This is a genomic window from Kineococcus gypseus, from assembly GCF_050871305.1.
Lineage (GTDB): Bacteria > Actinomycetota > Actinomycetes > Actinomycetales > Kineococcaceae > Kineococcus > Kineococcus gypseus.
The window spans coordinates 53,478-72,486 of sequence record NZ_JBJLRD010000018.1 but is presented as its reverse complement, the minus strand read 5'-3'; the positions used below and the strand labels follow the sequence as shown (position 1 = coordinate 72,486).

Sequence of the window (19,009 nt, the reverse complement as noted above, 5' to 3'; positions counted from 1 at the left end):
CGAGGTGGAGCTGAGGGGATTCGAACCCCTGACCCCCTCCATGCCATGGAGGTGCGCTACCAGCTGCGCCACAGCCCCTCGTCCACCACCGGCGGGTTTCCCCGCGGCGACGAGAAGAACAATACCGCATCCGCGGACCCCGCCCGGACCACCCCGGGCGCTCAGCCCTCGGCGCCCACGCCCCCGCCGGGGGGGCCGGCGTTGTAGGTGCCCAGCACCCAGCCGCGCGGGGCGCGCGTCAGCACCGCCCAGTGCGCGTTGCGGAAGCCGGCCAGCGCCCCCCACGCGGACAGCTCCAGGCCCAGCAGCAGCAGCAGCGCGCCCTTGAGGGCCGCGCCGTGCGAGGCGACGACGAGGGTGCCGCCCTCGGGCGCGGCGGCGGCGTGGCGCTGCACCGCCGCGGCCGCGCGCGCCGCCGCCTCGCTGCGGCGCTCCCCGCCACCGGCGCGCACGTCCTCGCCGCGGCGCCACGCCGCGTACTCCTGGGGCGAGACGGCGGTGACCTCGGCGTGCAGCAGCCCCTGCCAGGCGCCGAAGTCGACCTCGCGCAGCGCCGGGTCCAGGACCGGGTCCAGCCCCGTCAGGGCGCCCAGCGCCCCGGCGGTGTCGGCGGCCCGGCTGAGGTCGGAGGCCACCAGGGCGTCCACCCCGGTGCCGGCCAGCTGCGCGGCCGACGCGGCGACCTGGGCCCGCCCGACCTCGTCGAGGGGCACGTCGAGCTGGCCCTGGAAGCGGTTCTGGGCGTTGGAGGCGGTGCGGCCGTGCCGCCAGAGGACGACGGTGGCCGCGCTCACGCCCGCGCGTCGCCGCCGGCGCCGGCCGCGGCGTCCGCGGGCGCGCCCGAGGGCACGTCGAGGACGGGGCAGTCCTTCCACAGCCGCTCCAGCGCGTAGTACTCGCGCTCCTCGGCGTGCTGGACGTGGACGACCACGTCGACGAAGTCGAGCAGGACCCAGCGGCCCTCGCGCTCGCCCTCGCGGCGCACCGGCTTGGCGCCCAGGGGCAGCAGCTGCTCCTCGACCGCCTCGGCGATGGAGCGCACCTGGCGCTCGTTGGGGGCCGAGGCCAGCAGGAAGGCGTCGGTGATGAAGAGCTGGTCGGAGACGTCGAGGGCGACGACGTCGGTGGCGAGCTTGTCGACGGCCGCCGCCGCGGCGGCCGTCACCAGCTCGAGGGCTCGCTCGGATGCGGGCACGGGGCTCCTCGGGTGGTCCGGGCGCGCGGCCCGGGGTCGGTCAGGGTTCGACCAGCGATTGTCCCACGGCCGGGCCGCCCCGCCCCTCGCGCCGGTACAGGCCGTGCTTGGTGATGTGCTGCACCACCCCGTCGGGCACGAGGTACCACACGGGCAGGTCCTCGGCCACGCGCCGGCGGCAGTCGGTGGAGGAGATCGACAGCGCCGGCACCTCCAGCAGGCTGACGCCGTCCAGGGGCAGGCCGTCGTCGCTGAGGACGTGCCCGGGGCGGCTGACGCCCACGAAGTGGGCCAGCGACCACAGCTCGGCGACGTCCTTCCACTGCAGGATCTGCGCCAGCGCGTCGGCCCCGGTGATGAAGAAGAGGTCCGCCTCGGGGCGCATCCGGTGCAGCTCGCGCAGCGTGTCGATCGTGTACGTGAACCCCTCGCGCTCGACGTCGATGCGCGAGACGGTGAACCGCGGGTTCGACGCCGTGGCGATCACCGTCATGAGGTAGCGGTGCTCGGCGGGCGCGATGTCCTCGCGGGACTTCTGCCACGGCCGGCCGGTGGGCACGAAGACGACCTCGTCGAGGTCGAAGCGGGCCGCGACCTCGCTGGCGGCGACCAGGTGGCCGTGGTGGATCGGGTCGAAGGTGCCGCCCATGACGCCCAGGCGCGGGCGGCGACCCTGCCCCGGGTTCAGTGGCGGTTGCCCACGCTGCGGAAGGCCCACGTCACGAGGAGCATGGCCAGCAGGAGGCAGGCGGCGACGATCGCGAAGGCGATCGGCGCCATGGGCAGGTGCCCCTCCCAGCCGTGCGACTCCTCGGCGGTCTGGGCGGCGACCAGGGCGTTGAGCATGGGGTGTCCTCCGGGTGCGTGCGGTGCTCGCACCATCCTCGCACGCCGCGCCCCCGGCGCCCGGGCGAGGGTGCGGCAGGATCGCGGCGTGGCCCCGCCCAGCGAGCTCGCCCCCGAGCTGACGGTCGTCGTGCCCGCGCGCGACGAGGCCGAGGTGCTGCCCGCGCTGGCCGCGCGGCTGCGCCCCGTGCTCGACGCGATGGTCGCCGGCGGGCTGGGCGGCTACGAGGTGCTCGTCGTCGACGACGGCAGCACCGACGCCACCCCCGTGGTGCTGGCGCGCCTGCGCCGCGGCTGGCCGCAGCTGCGGGTGGTGCGCCTGCGCACCGGCTCCGGGCACCAGGCGGCGCTGTCGGCCGGGCTGGCGCGCGCCCGCGGCCGCCGCGGCGTGGTGACCATGGACGCCGACCTGCAGGACCCCCCGGAGCTGCTGCCGCGGCTGCTCGCGGCGGCCGGCGCGGCCGAGGTCGTCTACGCCGTGCGCAGCGACCGCTCCGTCGACGGGCGCTTCAAGCGCTGGTCGGCGGCCGGCTTCTACGGCCTCGTGCGCGCCCTGGGCGGCACCGCCCCCGCCCACGCCGGCGACTACCGCTTCACCAGCCGCGCGGTCGTCGACACCGTGCTGCGCCTGCCCGAGCAGCACCGCGTGCTGCGGCTGGTGGTGCCCGAGCTGGGCTTCACCGCCGCGCGGGTGCCCTACGCGCGCGCCGCCCGCGGCGCGGGGCGCACGAAGTACCCGCTGCGCCGCATGGTGCGCCTGTCGCTGGACGCGGTCACCGGCTCCTCCACCGCCCCGCTGCGGCTGGCCACCGTCTTCGGGCTGGGCGGCGCCGCGCTCACCTCGCTGCTGCTGGTGTACGCGCTGGTCTCCTTCGCCACCGGCCGGGCGCTGCCCGGGTGGACCTCCACCGTCGTCGTCGTCGCCGGCGCGGGCACCCTGCAGCTGCTGTGCCTGGGGGTGCTGGGCGAGTACGTGGGCCGGCTGCACGTGCAGCTGCAGGGCCGGCCCGCGTACCTCGTGGCCTCCGACTCGCTGGAGGAGGACCCCCCCGACGAGCCGCGGGAGGGCCCGCGGGGGGCGCCGCGCGAGGACGGGGCGGCGGAGCGGTCCTGAGGGCTCAGACGCGCACGTGCCCGTCGCCGAGCACCTGCCACGTCGTGGTCGTCAGCTCCGTCAGGCCCATGGGCCCGCGCGAGTGCAGCTTCTGGGTGGAGATGCCCACCTCGGCGCCCAGGCCGAACTCGCCGCCGTCGGTGAAGCGGGTGGAAGCGTTGACGGCCACGACCGCGGAGTCCACCGCGGCGAGGAAGTGGTCGGTGACCCGCACGTCGGTGGCCAGGACCGCCTCGGTGTGCGCCGAGGACCACCGGCCGATGTGCTCCACGGCCGCCTCGACGGAGTCCACGACGCCCACCGCGATCTCCAGGCCGTGGAACTCCGCGGCCCAGTCCTCGTCGGTGACCGGCTCGGCGTCCACGCCGGCGGCGGCCGCGGCCGCCAGGGCGCGCTCGTCCGCGTGCAGGCGCACGCCCGCGCCGGTCAGCGCGCGCAGCAGCACCGGCAGGAAGTCGGTGGCCAGCGCGGAGTGCACCAGGACGGTCTCGGCGGCGTTGCACACGCTCGGGCGCGAGGTCTTGGCGTTCAGGACGACCTCGACGGCCTGCGCGAGGTCGGCGGAGGCGTCCACGTACACGTGGCAGTTGCCCACGCCCGTCTCCACGACCGGCACGGTCGCCTCGCTCACCACGCGCTGGATCAGCCCGGCGCCCCCGCGCGGCACCACGAGGTCCACCAGGCCGCGGGCGGTCAGCAGCACGCCCACCCCGTCGCGGCCGTGCTCGTCGATGCTCTGCACCGCGTCCGCCGGCAGCCCCGCGCCCTCCAGCGCCCCGCGCAGGACGTCGACCAGGACGGTGTTGGTGCTCGCCGCCGCCGAGCCGCCGCGCAGCACCACCGCGTTGCCGCTCTTGAGGGCCAGCACGGCCACGTCGACGGTGACGTTCGGGCGCGCCTCGTAGACCACGCCGAGCACGCCCATCGGCACGCGCAGCTGGCGCAGGCGCAGGCCGTTGGGCAGCGTGGAGCCGCGCACCACCTCCCCCACCGGGTCCGGCAGGGCGGCCACCTCGCGCACCGCGGCGGCCAGCGCCGCCACGCGCGCGGGGTCCAGGGCCAGGCGGTCCAGCAGGTGCTCGGAAGTGCCCTCGGCGCGACCGCGCGCGAGGTCCTCGGCGTTGGCCCGCACGATGCGCTCGGTGGCGGCCTCCAGGGCCCCGGCCACGGCGAGCAGGGCGCCGTCCTTGGTGGCGCGGGTGGCCATGCGCAGCGGCCGGGCGGCGACCCGGGCGCGGCGGCAGGTGGCCAGCACGGCCTCGCGCACGTCCGGAGCAGCGGCGGTGGTCTCGGCCAGGGCGGTCATGCCCCCAGGGTACGGCGGACCGGCCCCGCGGCGTCAGGTCCTCGCCCGGTGCCCGCCGGGTGCTCGCCGCCCCCGTCCCCCCGCGCGCTCACCAGGGGGCGACGTCGCCGAGCAGCTCCGGGCCGGTGCGCGGGGCGCGCGAGCGCCGCCCGGACAGCAGCGGCACCCGCTGGCGGTGGGCGGCGCGGTGCTCGACGGTGCCGCGGTCGACGACCTCCACGCCCACCACCGCCCAGGCGGGCAGGCCCGCGCTGGCGCGGTGCTCCGGCCACAGGCGCACCGCCATGGCGGCGGCGTCGTCGACGTCGCGGGCCTCGTCCCAGTAGCGCACCTCGGCGCGGGTGTCGCTGTAGCGGATGCTGGAGAGGAAGGGCCGCTCGCCCACGAGGCGGTCCAGCGCGGCGCGCAGCTCGGCGAGGTCCACCGGCGACCCGGCCAGGGTCAGGGTCACCGACCACAGGGACAGCGGCGGCTCACCCAACCCCGGCTCCTCGCTGCGCGGACCCCGCGCACCCCACCGACCTCACGGACGCCCCAGCAGCACCAGGTGGTCGCGGTGGACCACCTCGCGCTCGTACGCCGGACCCCACTGCCGGGCCAGCTCGCGCGTGGACCGGCCGAGCATGTCCGGCAGCTCCTCCGAGGAGTAGTTCACCAGCCCGCGGGCCAGCGCGCGGCCGTTTCCGTCCACCAGGTCCACCGGGTCGCCGGCGCGGAAGCGCCCGCTGAGGCCGAGGACGCCCGCGGGCAGCAGCGAGGAGCGCCGCTCGCGTACGGCGCGCACCGCGCCCTCGTCGAGCACCAGGCGGCCGGCGGGGCTGGCGGCGTGCGCCAGCCACAGCTGGCGGCTGCCGCGCCGCGAGCGGCGCGCGGCCGGCAGCGCGAACCAGGTGCCGACGTCCTCGCCGGCCAGCGCCTCGCGCGCCAGCGCCGCGGACGTCACCAGCGCCGGCACCCCGGCGGCCACGGCGATGCCGGCGGCCTCCACCTTCGTGGTCATCCCCCCGGTGCCCACGCCGGCCGCGCCGGCCGGGCCGGTGCTCACCCCGGCCAGGTCCTCCGGCCCGCGCACCAGCGCCAGGCGCCGGGCGCCCGGGCGCGAGGGCGGGGCGTCGTAGAGGGCGTCGACGTCGCTGAGCAGCACCAGCGCGTCGGCGCGCACCAGGTGCGCCACCAGCGCGGCCAGGCGGTCGTTGTCGCCGAAGCGGATCTCGTGGGTGGCGACGGTGTCGTTCTCGTTGACCACCGGCACCGCGCCCAGGGCCAGCAGCCGCTCCAGGGTGCGCTGGGCGTTGCCGTAGTGGGTGCGCCGGGCGACGTCCTCGGCCGTCAGCAGCACCTGCCCCACCGCCAGGCCCGCGCGCGCGAAGGCGCGCGCGTACTCGGCCAGCAGCAGGCCCTGGCCCACGCTGGCGGCGGCCTGCTGGCTGGCCAGGTCGCGCGGGCGCCGGGGCATGCCCAGCGGCGCCAGGCCCGCGGCGATGGCGCCGGAGGAGACCAGGACGACCTCCCCGCCGGCGGTGCGCCGCTGCGCCAGCACCTCCACCAGGGCGTCCAGGCGCGCGGCGTCCAGGCCGCCGGCGGCGGTGGTCAGCGACGACGAGCCGACCTTGACGACGACGCGGCGGGCCCGCCGCAGGTCCTCGCGCCCGCCGACGCCCCGCTCGCTCACCGGCCGGCTGCCCCGTCGAGGTCGTCGGCCTGCGCGCCGGCCCGCGCGCCGGCGCGCGCGTCCAGCGCGTCGTCCGCGCCCGGGTCGTCGGCCGTCCAGCGCCCGGCGAGGCGCTCGGCCTCCAGCTCGCCGCGGGCGGCGGCCTTGGCGGCGCGCCGCTCGCGCTCCTGCTCGCGCTTGGCGGCGCGGGTGGGCCGGCTGCGGTCCTCCAGGCGCAGGTCGGAGCCGCGCTGGCCCAGGACCTCCGCGCCGGCGACCATCGTCGGCTCCCAGTCGAAGACGACGGCGTCGTCCTCGTCGCCGATGACGACCTCCGCGCCGGGGGTGGCCCCGGCCCGGAACAGCTCGTCCTCCACGCCCAGGCGCGCCAGGCGGTCGGCGAGGTAGCCCACGGCCTCGTCGTTGGTGAAGTCGGTCTGGCGCACCCAGCGCCGCGGCTTGCCCCCGCGCACGCGGAAGCGCACGCCGCCGGTGAGCTCGTCGCCGTACTCCTCGCGGGTGACCGTGAAGCCGCTGTCGTCCACCGCCGGCGGGGTGATGACCACGCGGGTGGGCACGGCCTCGGGCGCGGCGGCGCGGGCGGCGGAGACCAGCTCGGCCATGGCGAACCCGAGCTCGCGCAGCCCGGCGCGGGAGACGGCGGAGACCACGAACACCGGCGCGCCGCGCGACTCCAGGTCCGCGCGCACGATCTCGGCCATCTCGCGCGCGTCGGGCACGTCGGCCTTGTTGATCACGATCAGGCGCGGGCGGTCCTGCAGCGGCACGGTGCCGTCGTCGACGCGGTAGGCGGCCAGCTCGGCCTCGATGGCCTCCAGGTCGCCGACGGGGTCGCGGTCGGTCTCGAGGGTGGCGCCGTCCAGGACGTGCACCAGCGCCACGCACCGCTCGACGTGGCGCAGGAACTCCAGCCCCAGGCCGCGGCCCTCGCTGGCGCCGGGGATCAGGCCGGGCACGTCGGCGACGGTGAAGCGCACGTCGCCGGCCTCGACGACGCCGAGGTTGGGCACCAGCGTCGTGAACGGGTAGTCCGCGATCTTCGGCCGGGCGGCCGAGAGCGCGGCGACCAGGCTGGACTTGCCGGCGCTGGGGAAGCCGACGAGGGCGACGTCGGCGAGGGTCTTCAGCTCGAGGACCACGTCGCGCACCTCGCCGGGCTCGCCGAGCAGCGCGAAGCCGGGCGCCTTGCGGCGCGGGGAGGCCAGCGCGGCGTTGCCCAGGCCGCCGCGCCCGCCGGCGGCCACGGTGAAGCGGGTGCCCGCCCCGACCATGTCCGCGAGCAGCTCGCCCTTCGCGCTGCGCACGACGGTGCCGTCGGGCACGCCGATCACGAGGTCGGCGCCCTCCGCGCCGCTGCGGTGCGAGCCCATGCCGAAGCCGCCGGAGCCGGCGTGCCGGTGCGGGCGGCGGTGGTGCTCCAGCAGGGTCGTCACCTGCGGGTCGACCTCGAGGACGACGTCGCCGCCGCGGCCGCCGTTGCCGCCGTCGGGACCCCCCAGGGGCTTGAACTTCTCGCGGTGCACGGAGGCGCACCCGTTGCCGCCGTCACCGCCGGCGACGTGCAGGACGACGCGGTCGACGAACGACGCGCTCATGGGTTCCTCCGGGGGGCTGGGTGGTGCCGGGACGTGCGGGGACGGGCGGGTGGGCGCGGGGCCGGTGCGCCGGGCCGGGAACGCACGGAGGGGCGGGCCGGTGGTCCGGCCCGCCCCTCCGCCTACTGCTGCTGGTGCTGCGTCGTCACTCGCCCGCGGCGACGACGTTGACGACCTTGCGGCCGCGGCGGGTGCCGAACTCGACGGCGCCCGGGACCAGGGCGAACAGCGTGTCGTCGCCACCGCGGCCCACGCCCGCGCCGGGGTGGAAGTGGGTGCCGCGCTGGCGCACGAGGATCTCGCCGGCGCTGACGACCTGGCCGCCGAAGCGCTTCACGCCGAGGCGCTGCGCGGCGGAGTCACGACCGTTGCGCGAGGAGCTCGCGCCCTTCTTGTGTGCCATGAGCTGACGTCACTCCCCGATGCTGGTGATCTTGACCCGGGTGTACTTGGCCCGGTGGCCCTGGCGCTTGCGGTACCCGGTCTTGTTCTTGTACTTCAGGATGGTGATCTTGGGGCCCTTGGCCTCCTCGACCACCTCGGCGGTGACCTTGACACCCGACAGCCGCGAGGCGTCGGAGGTGACCTCGGTCCCGTCGACGAGGAGCAGCGGCTGCAGCTGCAGGGTCTCCCCGCTGGCCACGGCGACGCGGTCGATGGTCAGCACGTCGCCGACCGAGACCTTCTCCTGCCGGCCGCCGGCGCGGACGATGGCGTAGACCACAACGAACCCGTTTCTCTCGTCACGAACTGGGACGCCACCGGCCCGCTCGGGCGGACCAGGGCTCGCGCACGGTGGCGCACCAAGGGTCAAGCGTACGTAACGCCGCCCTCGGGGGTCAAAACGACGCGCCTCACCCCTCCGCGGGGACCGGCTCCGCGGCGGTGCCGCCGGGGGCCTCCCGGCGGGCGGCCGCGGCCACGGCCGCGATCGCGGCCAGCACGGCCGGGTCCTTGGCGACCTCCGCGACGGGCTCGGCGGGGGCTGCCGACGCGGCCTCGGCCTCGCCGCGCTGCTCCTTGGCGCGGCCGCGGCGGCCGCGGGACCTGCCCGCGCCCGCGGAGCCGTTGGCCCCCGCACCGCCGGAACCGGCCGAGCCGGCCGAGCCGCCGGAGCCGCCGGAGCCCGCGGCACCGCCGGCGCCCGGAGCGCCGCCGGAGCCGTTCTCGGCGGGCGCCGAGCCCAGCTCCTCCAGCACGGCCGCCAGGCCCTGCCCGGTGCGCTTGCGCGTCATCTGCACCAGGCCCAGGGAGGTGACCTCGGCGACCTGGTGCTTGGTGCGGTCGCGGCCCAGGCACTCCACCAGCCGGCGCAGCACGAGGTCGCGGTTGGACTCCAGGACCATGTCGATGAAGTCGATGACGATGATCCCGCCGATGTCGCGCAGGCGCAGCTGCCGCACGATCTCCTCGGCCGCCTCGAGGTTGTTGCGCGTCACCGTCTCCTCCAGCGTCCCGCCGGAGCCGGTGAACTTGCCGGTGTTGACGTCGATGACGTGCATCGCCTCGGTGGGGTCGATGACCAGCGAGCCGCCCGAGGGCAGCCACACCTTGCGCCCCAGCGCCTTCTGCAGCTGCTCGTCGACGCGGTGGGCGGTGAAGACGTCCTCCTCGCCCTCCCAGCGCTCGGCGCGCCGCAGCAGGTCGGGGGCGACGTCGCCGAGGTAGGCGCTGACGGTCTCCCACGCCTCCTCGCCGGAGACGACCAGGCGGGAGAAGTCCTCGTTGAAGACGTCGCGCACCACGCGCACGGTCAGGTCGGGCTCGCCGTGCAGCAGCACGGGCGCGCCCTTGGAGGAGGCCTTGGCCTGGATGGCCTCCCACGTGGCCTGCAGGCGCTGCACGTCCGCGGCCAGCTCCTCCTCGGCCACGCCCTCGGCAGCGGTGCGCACGATGACGCCGGCGCCCTCGGGCACGACCTTCTTGAGGACCTTCTTCAGCCGCGAGCGCTCGGTGTCGGGCAGCTTGCGGGAGATGCCGGTCATCGAGCCGCGCGGCACGTAGACCAGGAAGCGCCCGGGCAGCGAGACCTGGCTGGTGAGCCGGGCGCCCTTGTGGCCGACGGGGTCCTTGGTCACCTGCACCAGGACGGGGTCGCCGGACTTCAGCGCCGCCTCGATGCGCCGCGGCTGGCCCTCCAGCCCGGCGGCGTCCCAGTTGACCTCGCCGGCGTACAGCACCGCGTTGCGGCCCTTGCCGACGTCGACGAAGGCGGCCTCCATGCTCGGCAGCACGTTCTGCACGCGGCCGAGGTAGACGTTGCCGACCATCGTGGTCTGCGCCTTCCGGGCGCCGTAGTGCTCCACGAGGATGCCGTCCTCGAGCACGCCGATGCGGGTGACGCCGTCCTGCTCGCGCACCACCATGACGCGCTCGACGCTCTCGCGGCGCGCCAGGAACTCGGCCTCGGTGAGGATGGCGCGCTTGCGGCCCTGCTCGCGGCCCTCGCGGCGCCGCTGCTTCTTGGCCTCCAGGCGCGTCGAACCGCGCAGCGCGGTGATCTCGTCCTCGCCGGTGCCCGCGGCCGCGCCGGGGGCGCGCCCGCGGCGCGGCTCGCGCACCCGCACCACGGTGTTCGGCGGGTCGTCCGGCGACGGCTCCTCGCCCTCGGCGGCGGTGCCGCGGCGGCGGCGGCGCCGGCGGCGGCGCGAGGAGCCGGAGCCCTCCTCGCCGTCCTCGGCCTCCGCCTCCTCGGCGGCGTCGGCGTCCGCGTCGTCCTCGTCGTCCCCGGCCGTCCCGGCGTCGGCGTCCACGCCGGGGGCCTCGGCGTCCTCGTCGTCGTCCTCGGAGCGCTCGGCGTCCTCGCGGGTGCGCCCGCGCCGCCCGCGCCCGCCGCGGCGGCGGCGGCGGCGCGGGACGCCCTCCTCGTCGACCTCGGCGCGCTCGTCCTCGCGCTCGTCCTCGTCGCGCTCGTCGCGGTCGTCGTCGCGCTCGTCGTCGCGGTCGTCGTCGCGCTCGTCGAGGCCGGCGGCACCGGTCAGGGCGGCGAGCAGCTCGTCCGGGTCGCGCGGGCCGTCGGCGGCCTCGTCGGCGGCGCGCTCCTCGGCGGGGCGGGGCGGGCCGGCCGGCGCGGACGCGCGACGGCTGCGGCGCGGCGGCTCCGCCACGGCGGGCGCCTGGAAGAAGACGGCGGTGGCGCGGGCGGCGGCGTCGGCGGCGCGCTCGGCGTCGCTGCGCTCTCGGCGGGCCAGGTCGGCGGCGCGCAGCAGCACCGGGTCGTCCATGAGGTCCTGCAGGGCGGGCGGCGCCTCGCGGGCGGGCTCCTCGGCCGCCGCGGGCTCCTCCACGCGCGCCCGCACGACCTCGGTGCGCACGACCTCGGTGCGCACCAGGGCGGCCTCCGCGCGGGCGGTCCCAGCGGCCTCCACCGGGACCGGCTCGACGGGAGCGGCCCCGGCGACCGCGGGCCCCTCGACGGGTTCCTGCTCGACCGGCTCGTCGAGCGCGGCGGCGACCGCGTCGGGCCGCTCGTCGGGCTGCTCGGCGGGCTGCCCGGCCGGCTGCTCGGCGGCCGGGGCGGCCGTGCGCGAGCGCGACGCGCGACGGCGGCGGGTGCGCGGGGCGGGCTCCGCGGCGGCCTCCTCCGCGACGGGCTCGGCGGGCTGCTCGGCCGCGGGCACGGTCTGCTCGACGGTGCCGCCGGCGACGTCGCCGACGGGCTGCTCGACCCCGGCCTGCGCGAGCGCCTCGGCGACCGGGTCGCCGGCGGGCTCCGCGGGAGCGCCGGTGCGGCGCGTCGCGCGCCGGGCGCGGCGGCGCGGCGCGGGGGGCTCCTCCGCGACCGCCTCCGGGGCGGGAGCCGCGGCCGCCGGCTCGGGCTCCGCGTCGACGGCCGGCTCCTCGGCGACCTGCTCGGCGACCTGCTCGGCGACCGGCTCCTCGACGGCCGGCTCGGCGACCGGCTCGGCGACGGCCGGCTCGGCGACGGCCGGCTCGGCGACGGCGGGCTCGGCGACGGCGGGCTCGGCGGTCGACCGCTCGACGGCGGGCTCCGCAGCCGGCTCCTCGGCGACCGGCTCGGCGACCGGCTCGGGGGTCGCGGCGGCGGCCGGCTCCTCCGGCGGGGCGCTGACGCGGGCGGGCGGGCCGGCCGGGCGGCTGGCGGCGCGCCGGCGCCGGGGGCGGGTGCCGCCCGCCGGCTGGGTCGTCGCGCCCTGTTCGTTCTCTTCAGGTGTGGTCGTCACGGGGTCTCCCGTCGCCCCGCCGCGGCCACTCCACCGGTGAACCCGTGGTCGCCGCGGGGCGTCCTCGTAGGGATCGCCGGGTGGGACGGACCGCACCCGACGGAAGTCCTCGGTGCACGGGCGGGGTTCGCGCGCAGGGGCGGCGCTCCGCTCGTGCCGCCGCCGGTCCTCCGACCCGTTCGGGTGCCGGGGCGCCTGCGAGGTCCTTCCACTGGACCGCGGCGCTGCCCGGACGCCACGCGCGGGGCGGCGGTCTCGTCGGCGGGTCGGTCGCCCGGTGTGGGGAACGCCCGACCGTTCGCAGTGTCTCACAGGAGCGCCCGGCGGCCCGGGCCGCCGGGCGCGGGCCGGGCCGCTCCGGCCGTCGGCCGTGTGCGCGCGGGCGCCCCCGCGTACCCTGCAGGGGTGAGGACGAGCCGAGCGACGAACGGGCTGCTGGTGCGGCGCCGCCACGTCGACCTGTGCCGCACGCACGCCGCCACCTGTCGCCCCTGACCGCCGCCCCGCCCCCGAGCCCGGGGGCCGCCGCCGTCAGGGAGGACCCGCCGTGCCCCTCGCCCCCTTCGTCCCGCCCGCCCGCCAGCCCCTCGCCGCGCCCCCGCCGGGTGCCGGCGAGCCGGTGCGCGTGTGCCTGGTCGGCGCCGGCCCGCGCGCCCTCGGCGTGCTCGACCGGCTCGCCGCCCGCGCCGGCGGCCTCGACCGTCCGCTCGTGGTGCACGTCGTGGACCCGCACCCGCCGGGCTCGGGCCGGGTGTGGCGCTCGGGCCAGCACCGCCTGCTGTGGGCGAACTCGCGCGCCGCGGACGTCACCGTCCTGCCGGACGCCACCTCCACGGTGAGCACGCCGGTGCGCACCGGCCCGTCCCTGCACGGCTGGGTCGAGGCGCACCGCGACGAGCTGGTGGAGCGGCTGGCGGCCGAGGGCGAGCCGGAGCTGGCCGCCGAGGCGGAGGCGCTGGCGCCGGGCAGCTTCCCCTCGCGCGCGCTGACCGGGCGCTACCTGGCCGCCGCGTGGCGGCACGTGCTGGACGGGCTGCCGGCGGGCGTGCGGGTGCAGGTGCACGCCGACCGCGTCGTGGACGTCCTCGACGAGGACGCCGACGGCACGGACGGGGCCGCCAGGGGCGCCGGGGCTGCCGCGGCCCCGGGGCGCCAGCTCGTGCGGCTGGCCGGCGGTGCGGAGCTGGCCGTGGACGCCGTGCTGCTGGCCCAGGGCCACCCGGACGTGCTGCCCGGCCCGCGCGAGCGCGACCTGGCCGCCTTCGCGCAGCGGCACGGCCTGGGCTACGTCGCCCCCGCCTACACCGGCGACCTCGGCCTGGAGCACGACCTGGACGCGGTGCGCCCGGGCGAGGACGTCCTCGTCGCGGGGATGGGCCTGGCGTTCGTGGACCTGCTCGTGCTGCTGACCGAGGGGCGCGGCGGGCGCTACGAACAGGGCCCGGACGGGCAGCTGGTGTACCGGCCGTGCGGGGCCGAGCCGGTCCTGCACGTCGGCTCCCGGCGCGGGGTGCCGTACCGCTCGAAGATCACCTACGAGCTGCAGCGCCGGCCGGTGCTGCCGCGCTTCTTCACGGTGGCCGCCGGCGAGGAGCTGGCCGCCCGGCGCGGGCCGCTCTCGCTGCGCCGCGACGCGTGGCCGCTGATCGCCAAGGAGCTGGCCGGCGCGCACTACGGCGAGCTGTTCGCCGGGCACCCGCAGCGCACCCGGGTGCCCGCGGCCGAGTTCGACGCCGCCTTCGCCGCCGCGGCGTGGGGCTCGACCGAGCTGGACGCCCTGGTGGAGCGGGCGGTGCCCGACCCCGCGGACTGCCTGGACCTGGCGCGGCTGGACCGCCCCCTGGCCGGGTGGTGGTCGCCCACCGCCGAGGGCGTGCACGAGCGCGTGCGCGCCCACGTGGCCGCCGACGTCGCCCGCCGCGGCGACCCGGCCCACAGCGCCGACGCGGCGGTCTTCAGCGCGCTGCTGTCCTGCTACGGCGTGGTCGCCGCCCTGGCCGCGCGCGGGCTCCTGGACGCGCGCTCCACCGCGCTGGAGGTCGACGGCTGGTGGCACGGCTTCTTCAGCTACGTCGCCTCCGGCCCGCCGCCGCAGCGGCTGCGCCAGCTGCTCGCGCTGGCCGACGCCGGGGTGGTGCGCTTCCTGGGCGGGGAGCTGCGGGTGCGACCCGACGAGCAGGGGCGGGCGTGGACGGCCCGCGGCGGCAACGGGCCGGTCGAGGTCAGCGCGCGCGTCCTGGTCGACGCCCGGCTGCCCTCCCCCACCGTGCGCGGCGCGGCGGACCCGCTGCTGCGCGCCCTCGCCGCGCGCGGCGAGGCGGGCGAGCGCGAGTTCGCCGACGCGGACGGGGAGGTCTTCGCCGGCGGGCGCCTGGCCGTCGACGAGGAGGGGCGCGTGCTGCACCGCGACGGCACCGCCCACCCGCGCCGCTTCGCCGCCGGGCCGTGGGTGGCCGGCGGCGGCTGGGCACCGGCGTTCCCGCGCCCGGGCCTGGACGCGGGCTTCTTCCGGCTCAACGACGCCCTGGCCGGCGGGCTGCTCGAGGCGGCCCTCAGCGCCGGCGAGCCAGCAGGTGCCAGTAGCGCCCCGCCCGCCGGAACGCGTCGCGCCGGCTGAGCTCGACCTCCAGCTCCTCCAGGTCGTCGAGGTCGGCGGGGTCGGCGGGGCCCGCGGCGCGGGCGAGGTGCGCGGGCCCCGCCGGGCCGGCGCTGCCGGCGCGGTGGGCGTCCTCGAGCTGCGGGGCCACCACGAGCACGCCGGCGCGCCCGGTGACCTGGCAGCCGGCGGCGAGCGCGGCGGCCTCCACCGCCGCGGGCTCCAAGCGCAGCACGGAGCGGCCGGTGGCCGGGTCCACGCCGCGCTCGGCGTCCAGCAGCACCCACGCCTGCGCCGGGCCCTCGCGCAGCGCGGTGGCCGGCACGTCCGCCGCGGGGTCCGGCGCGAGCAGCGAGAGCAGCCCGCCCGGGTGCAGCGAGGAGGCCAGCGCGGCCACGTCGGCGGCGACCTGCTCGGCGCTGCCGCGGTGCTGCAGCACGTCGTGGCACAGCACCACGTCGAAGGAGCCGGAGCCGCCGGCGCGGTGCCGGGTCAGCGCGGCCAGGGCGCCGAGGTCCTCCAGGTCCGCGGCGACCGTGCGCACGCGGTCGGGCACCCCGGCGGCGGCCGCAGCGGCGCGCGCGGCGGCCAGCACGTCCGGGGAGGTGTCCAGCACCGTGACGTCGTGGCCGGCCAGCGCCAGCTGCAGCGCGTCGCGGCCGTCGCCGCCGCCGGCGTCGAGCACCCGCAGGGGCGCCGGGCCCAGCCGGGCGCACTCCTCGCGCAGCAGGGCGGCCACCACGCGGTAGCGCAGCCGCCCCCACGCGGACTCCTGCCAGGTGGCCCAGGCGGCCGCCTCGCGGCGCCGCCGCTCGCCCGGGTCGCCGTCCAGGCCGCCGCCGGCGGCGGGCGTGGTCGTGCTCACGTGGCACCTCCCCCATCGGTCCTGGCGTGAGCACCCTCCACGAGGGGGTTGCTGCGGCGTCGTCGAGCCAGGTCTCTCGGCCGCTCTGGATGGTCGGAGCAGGCTACGGCACCGCCCGGGGGCGGCGGGCGGTGCCGCAGGAGGACGTCAGCGCGGGGCGCGCTCGCCCGCCTCGACGGCCACGTCGAGGCGGTTGCCCGCCGGCGGCAGCGGGCAGGTGGCGTGGTCGGTGAACGCGCACGGCAGGTTCTGCGCGCGGTTGAGGTCCACGACGACGCGCCCGTCGGGGCCGGGCGCGGGCACGGTCATCGAGCGCGCCGTGGGCGAGCTGCTCACGCCCGTGGTGAGGTCGGTGAACAGCAGCTGAAGCCCGTCGCCGGAGCGCAGCGCCAGCAGCGAGCGCTCCACGCCGTCGGGGGTGGTGAAGCGCACCCGCCCGGCGGCGGTGCGCGCCTGGGTGAGCCCGGCGACGACGGAACCGACGACGACCTCGTCCTCCTCGGCCTCCAGCCGCCCGTCGAGGACCCAGCGCCCGTCGAAGGCGAACACCGGCACCCCGGTGAAGGCGGCCAGCACCGGCGAGCGCGGGTCGCGCACGCGCAGGCCGGCGTTGCCGCTGCGCAGCAGCACCTCCACGTGCCGCTCGCCGGCCACCACCGTGACGCCCGCGCCGTCGTCGACGGGGTGCAGGACGCGCTCGTCGGTCAGCGGCTCGCCGTCCAGGACGAGCCCGTCGCCGGCGCCGGCGCGCACGTGCACGCCGTCGGCGCCGGCCCACCACTGCCCGGGCACGTCGCCGGCGCGGGCGGGGGTGCGCCCCAGCCAGTGCAGGGCCGTCAGGCTCAGCCAGCCGTGCGGGTCGGAGAGGACCTCGGTGCGCCGGGCGCGCCACGCCTCCCAGTCCGCGGGTGCCGCCCCGCCCGCGGGGACGGGGGTGCTCGTGGTGCTCGTCGTGCTCGTGGTGGTCACGCGATCTCCTCGGAACGGGTGGTGGTGTGCGGGTGGCGCAGGCCCAGGTGGTCGCGCAGCGTGGGGCCGGTGTACCCCGTGCGGTAGGTGCCGCGCTCCTGCAGCAGCGGCACGACCCGTTCGACGAACTCGTCGAGCCCGGTGGGCGTCAGGGTCGGGACGAGGATGAACCCGTCGCACGCGTCGGCCTGCACGTGCAGGTCCACCTCGTCGGCGACCTGCTGCGGGGTGCCGACGAACTGCGGGCGGGCGGAGACCTCCACGACGAGCTCGCGCACGCCCCAGCCGTTCTCGCGCGCCAGCTCCCGCCAGCGCTGCGCGGTGGCGACGCGGTCCTTCGCGTGCTGCACGCGCCCGCGGGTGGCGACCGCCTCGGGGTCGGGGTCCTGCGCCGGCAGCGGGCCGTCGGGGTCCAGGCCGGGCAGCGCGCGGCCCCACAGCTGCTCGACGAACGCGACCGCCTGCTCGGGCCCGACCTGCTGGAACCGCACGTGGCGGGCGCGCTCGGCGGCCTCGGCGGGGGTGTCGCCGAGGACGAACGTGGCGCCGGGCAGCACCTTGACGTCCTCGGGGGTGCGCCCGTGCGCGGCCATCCGGCGCTGGACGTCGGCGCGGAACGCCTGCCCGGCCTCCAGCGTGCCGTGCAGGGTGAAGATGGCGTCGGCGGTGGCGGCGCCGAACTCGCGGCCCTCGGGCGAGTCGCCGGCCTGGAGGAGCACCGGGTGGCCCTGCGGGCTGCGCGGCAGCTGCGCGCCGGCGGCGCGCACGTCGAACTGCGCCCCGCGGAAGCGCACCGGCTCGATGCGCTCGGAGCGGGCGAACACCCCGCTCGCCGGGTCGGCCACCAGCGCGTCGTCGGCCCAGGAGTCCCAGGACCGGCGGGCCACCTCCACGAACTCCCCGGCGCGCACGTAGCGGTCCTCGCGGGCCAGGAAACCCCCGCGGCGGAAGTTCTCGCCGGTGAACGCGTCGGAGGAGGTGACGACGTTCCAGGCGGCCCGGCCGCCGGAGAGGTGGTCCAGCGTGGCGAGCTGGCGGGCCAGTTCGGCCGGCTCGTTGAACGTGGCGTTCAGGGTGCCGGCCAGGCCGATCCGCTCGGTGACCGCCGCCAGCGCGTTCAGCACCGGCAGCGTGTCGGGGCGGCCCACGACGTCCAGGTCGAAGACCCGCCCGAGGTGCTCGCGCAGGCGCAGGCCCTCGGCGAGGAAGAAGAAGTCCATGAGCCCGCGCTCGGCGGTGCGGGCCAGGTGCACGAAGGAGGAGAAGTCCGTCTGGCTGCCCGCGCGCGGGTCGCGCCACACGGTGGTGGAGTTCACGCCCGGGAAGTGGGCGCCGAGGTGGACCTGCTTGCGCTGCGCGCCCGTGCGCCGGGGGACGTCGGGCCGCGCGGCGGCCGGGGTGGTGGTCACGGTGCTCCCTCAGGCGGTGGCGGAGTCGCTGGTGGCGGAGTCGCTGGCGGCGGTGGTGCGGTCGGCGGTGGCGTACCGGCTGGCGGGCCGGGGCAGCCCGAAGCGCGCGCGGGCGGTGGGCACCGCGGCGCCGGCCGGGGGGCGCAGGCCCTCGGCGCGCAGGGCGGGCACGACGCGCCCGGTCAGCTCCACCAGGGAGGCGGGCAGGTCCAGCGGCACGACCACGGCGCCGTCGAGGCCGTCGGCGGCCGCGACGCGCCGCAGCAGCGCGGTCAGCCTGTCGGCGGTGCCGACGTGGCGCAGCGCGCGCGGGGCGGTGGCGCGGTGGGCGTCCAGGCGCGCCAGGACCTCCACCGCCTCCCCGGCCCGCGCTCGCAGCAGCACCTCCACGTCGAGCAGCACGCGCAGCGCCCGCTGCCCCGCGGCGGCGCGCACCCGCGCGGCCAGCGCCACCGCCTCCTCGAGGTCGGGGGCGCTCAGGCGCACCACGTCCGCGGCGGCGGCGGCCGCGGCCAGGGAGGGCTCGTCGGCCACGGGCACCACGACCAGCGGCTGGCCCTGCGGGGAGCGCGGGGTGATCGACGGGCCGCGCACCGACAGGTGCCGGCCGGCGTGGTCGACGTGGTGCAGCTTCGCGCGGTCGACGTAGCGGCCGGTGGCCACGTCGCGCACGACCGCGTCGTCCTCCCAGCTGTCCCACAGGGCCCGCACGACCTCCACCGCCTCGGCGGCCTCGTCCCACAGCTGCTCCGGCGGCGCGACCGGGCGGCGGCCGAACGCGGCGGCCTCCTGCTCGGTGGCCGAGACGCCCACCTGCCAGCCGGCGCGGCCGAGGGAGACGAGGTCGAGCGTGGCGATCGCCTTGCTGGTGTGGAACGCCTCGGTGTGGGTGGTGGTCACCACCGGCACCAGGCCGGTGCGGCGGGTGACGGGCGCCAGGTGCGCGGCCAGGCCGGCGGCCTCCAGGCGCCCGCGCTGCTCGCCGTCGCCGCCGGGGAGCAGGTGCAGCTCGTCGGGCAGGAGCACCAGGTCCAGGTCGGCGCCGTCGGCCAGCGCCACCAGGCGGCGCTGGTGCGCGGAGGTGAACAGCCCGGCGGGGTCGGCGCCGGCCTCGCGCCAGGCCGCCGGGTGGCGCCCGGCGCCGTCCAGCTCGACGGCCAGGTGCAGGCCCGGGTGCGGGCGCGGCGCGTGGTCCGGGGCGGGCGGGTCGGGCGTCGGCTCGGGCACGTCCAGCGCAGCACCGCGGGCGCGCCGGGTG

The 19,009-nt window shown here is 78.5% G+C and carries 17 protein-coding genes, 1 tRNA gene and 1 riboswitch; of the genes, 2 read left to right on the top strand and 16 right to left on the bottom strand.

Going from position 1 to position 19,009, the window contains the following annotated elements; all coding sequences use genetic code 11:
• Window positions 1–5 precede the first annotated feature (5 nt).
• From ACRYMN_RS09160 to ACRYMN_RS09140, 5 genes are all read right to left on the bottom strand, one after another.
• Window positions 6–78, bottom strand: a tRNA-Ala gene (locus tag ACRYMN_RS09160).
• Window positions 79–161: 83 nt separating this feature from the next.
• Window positions 162–794: a histidine phosphatase family protein gene (locus tag ACRYMN_RS09155; protein ID WP_432494197.1), complete on the bottom strand. Its 633-nt coding sequence runs from the start codon at window positions 792–794 to the stop codon at window positions 162–164.
• Window positions 791–1,195 (bottom strand): ribosome silencing factor, encoded by a 405-nt coding sequence (rsfS, locus tag ACRYMN_RS09150; RefSeq protein ID WP_432494195.1) that lies wholly within the window; start codon window positions 1,193–1,195, stop codon window positions 791–793. The genes ACRYMN_RS09155 and rsfS overlap by 4 nt, the downstream gene beginning before the upstream one ends.
• Before the next feature lie 40 nt (window positions 1,196–1,235).
• The gene (gene nadD / locus ACRYMN_RS09145; protein ID WP_432494217.1) at window positions 1,236–1,883 is read right to left on the bottom strand and encodes a nicotinate-nucleotide adenylyltransferase; all 648 of its coding nucleotides are present in this window, start codon (window positions 1,881–1,883) and stop codon (window positions 1,236–1,238) included.
• Window positions 1,880–2,041 carry a hypothetical protein gene (locus ACRYMN_RS09140; protein WP_432494193.1) on the bottom strand — a complete coding sequence of 54 codons (162 nt, stop codon included), beginning with the start codon at window positions 2,039–2,041 and terminating at the stop codon, window positions 1,880–1,882. The genes nadD and ACRYMN_RS09140 overlap by 4 nt, the downstream gene beginning before the upstream one ends.
• Before the next feature lie 88 nt (window positions 2,042–2,129).
• Here ACRYMN_RS09140 and ACRYMN_RS09135 point away from each other — a divergent pair, with 88 nt between their 5' ends.
• A complete protein-coding gene (locus ACRYMN_RS09135; protein WP_432494191.1) occupies window positions 2,130–3,155 on the top strand; it encodes a glycosyltransferase family 2 protein in 1,026 nt (341 codons plus the stop codon).
• A gap of 4 nt (window positions 3,156–3,159) precedes the next feature.
• Here the strand turns inward: ACRYMN_RS09135 and ACRYMN_RS09130 are convergent, their stop codons facing one another.
• The 7 genes from ACRYMN_RS09130 to ACRYMN_RS09100 form a co-directional block, all read right to left on the bottom strand.
• The gene (locus tag ACRYMN_RS09130; protein WP_432494189.1) at window positions 3,160–4,461 is read right to left on the bottom strand and encodes a glutamate-5-semialdehyde dehydrogenase; all 1,302 of its coding nucleotides are present in this window, start codon (window positions 4,459–4,461) and stop codon (window positions 3,160–3,162) included.
• Between the two features lie 88 nt (window positions 4,462–4,549).
• Window positions 4,550–4,942, bottom strand: coding sequence for a DUF8830 family protein (locus ACRYMN_RS09125; RefSeq protein ID WP_432494187.1), 393 nt, complete (start codon window positions 4,940–4,942; stop codon window positions 4,550–4,552).
• A gap of 42 nt (window positions 4,943–4,984) precedes the next feature.
• Window positions 4,985–6,133 carry a glutamate 5-kinase gene (gene proB / locus ACRYMN_RS09120; protein ID WP_432494185.1) on the bottom strand — a complete coding sequence of 383 codons (1,149 nt, stop codon included), beginning with the start codon at window positions 6,131–6,133 and terminating at the stop codon, window positions 4,985–4,987.
• On the bottom strand, window positions 6,130–7,728 hold the full coding sequence (gene obgE, locus ACRYMN_RS09115) for a GTPase ObgE (protein WP_432494183.1): 1,599 nt from the start codon (window positions 7,726–7,728) through the stop codon (window positions 6,130–6,132). Before obgE ends, proB begins: the two co-directional genes overlap by 4 nt.
• Window positions 7,729–7,873: 145 nt before the next feature.
• Window positions 7,874–8,131 (bottom strand): 50S ribosomal protein L27, encoded by a 258-nt coding sequence (gene rpmA / locus ACRYMN_RS09110; RefSeq protein WP_432494181.1) that lies wholly within the window; start codon window positions 8,129–8,131, stop codon window positions 7,874–7,876.
• 9 nt (window positions 8,132–8,140) lie between these two features.
• Window positions 8,141–8,452 (bottom strand): 50S ribosomal protein L21, encoded by a 312-nt coding sequence (gene rplU, locus ACRYMN_RS09105; protein ID WP_432494179.1) that lies wholly within the window; start codon window positions 8,450–8,452, stop codon window positions 8,141–8,143.
• Between the two features lie 130 nt (window positions 8,453–8,582).
• Window positions 8,583–11,912, bottom strand: a complete 3,330-nt coding sequence (locus tag ACRYMN_RS09100; RefSeq protein ID WP_432494177.1) for an Rne/Rng family ribonuclease — start codon at window positions 11,910–11,912, stop codon at window positions 8,583–8,585.
• Between the two features lie 547 nt (window positions 11,913–12,459).
• On the opposite strand from ACRYMN_RS09100, the gene ACRYMN_RS09095 reads away from it, so the two are divergent.
• Entirely contained in the window at window positions 12,460–14,529 is a 2,070-nt protein-coding gene (locus ACRYMN_RS09095; protein ID WP_432494175.1) for an FAD/NAD(P)-binding protein, read from the top strand.
• Here the strand turns inward: ACRYMN_RS09095 and ACRYMN_RS09090 are convergent.
• The 4 genes from ACRYMN_RS09090 to ACRYMN_RS09075 all read right to left on the bottom strand — a co-directional run bounded on the left by ACRYMN_RS09090 (window position 14,465) and on the right by ACRYMN_RS09075 (window position 18,978).
• Window positions 14,465–15,373 (bottom strand): methyltransferase domain-containing protein, encoded by a 909-nt coding sequence (locus ACRYMN_RS09090; protein ID WP_432494173.1) that lies wholly within the window; start codon window positions 15,371–15,373, stop codon window positions 14,465–14,467. The two genes, ACRYMN_RS09095 and ACRYMN_RS09090, sit on opposite strands and share 65 nt — an antisense overlap.
• A gap of 9 nt (window positions 15,374–15,382) precedes the next feature.
• Window positions 15,383–15,469, bottom strand: a riboswitch (SAM riboswitch).
• Between the two features lie 51 nt (window positions 15,470–15,520).
• Window positions 15,521–16,342, bottom strand: coding sequence for a DUF1684 domain-containing protein (locus ACRYMN_RS09085; protein WP_432494171.1), 822 nt, complete (start codon window positions 16,340–16,342; stop codon window positions 15,521–15,523).
• Window positions 16,339–17,751 carry an NtaA/DmoA family FMN-dependent monooxygenase gene (locus ACRYMN_RS09080; protein ID WP_432494169.1) on the bottom strand — a complete coding sequence of 471 codons (1,413 nt, stop codon included), beginning with the start codon at window positions 17,749–17,751 and terminating at the stop codon, window positions 16,339–16,341. Before ACRYMN_RS09080 ends, ACRYMN_RS09085 begins: the two co-directional genes overlap by 4 nt.
• A 9-nt stretch (window positions 17,752–17,760) precedes the next feature.
• A complete protein-coding gene (locus ACRYMN_RS09075; protein WP_432494167.1) occupies window positions 17,761–18,978 on the bottom strand; it encodes an LLM class flavin-dependent oxidoreductase in 1,218 nt (405 codons plus the stop codon).
• Window positions 18,979–19,009: the final 31 nt, after the last annotated feature.